This window comes from Bradyrhizobium sp. PRIMUS42 (genome assembly GCF_023006515.1).
Classification (GTDB): domain Bacteria; phylum Pseudomonadota; class Alphaproteobacteria; order Rhizobiales; family Xanthobacteraceae; genus Bradyrhizobium.
This window is the reverse complement of record NZ_JALBGZ010001521.1, coordinates 1-536: the sequence shown is the minus strand read 5'-3', so window position 1 is coordinate 536 and position 536 is coordinate 1. Positions and strand designations below refer to the sequence as shown.

Genomic DNA, 536 nt, shown 5'->3' with positions numbered 1-536 from the left:
CGTGATCGTCCGCGGCCCCGACACCAGCGAGGTCGGCCGCGGCCTGATCGCCTACGACGCCGAGGTCGCCGAGAAGATCAAGGGCCGCTCCTCCCCCGACGTGATGGCCATCCTCGGCATCAGCGGGCGGTCGGAGATGATCCACCGCGACGATCTGGTGATGGGCGGGTAGGGGCCTCCTCCGTCATTCCGGGTCGGTGCGCCAGCGCAGAACCCGGAATCTCGAGATTCCGGGTTCGATGCTTCGCATCGCCCCGGAATGACGTCTGGGCTGGGCCAGTGGCCGAAGCCTCGCCCCACCCGGCCGAAGCCCAGCCATACCCTCCCCGCCCTTCGCAAAAGCGGGATTTCCGTGCTAGGACACCGCCTTAGCAGAAGGTTGAAACTCCAATGGCCGCCTCCCTCAAAGCCGTCGACGGCAACGCCGATCTTCAGGCCCTGATGACCGATCTCGGAACCCGTGCCCGCGCTGCCGCGCGCGTGCTGGCGCTGGCGCCGCCGGAGCAGAAGACCCGGGCGCTCGAAGCCATGGAACG

Annotated in this window: 2 pseudogenes; both read left to right on the top strand. The window is 68.3% G+C overall.

The window, feature by feature from the left end:
• Positions 1 to 172: pseudogene (locus tag MOV75_RS41415) on the top strand (glutamate 5-kinase); the annotation flags it as partial.
• A gap of 218 nt (positions 173 to 390) precedes the next feature.
• A pseudogene (gene proA, locus MOV75_RS41410) lies at positions 391 to 536 on the top strand (gamma-glutamyl-phosphate reductase); the annotation flags it as partial.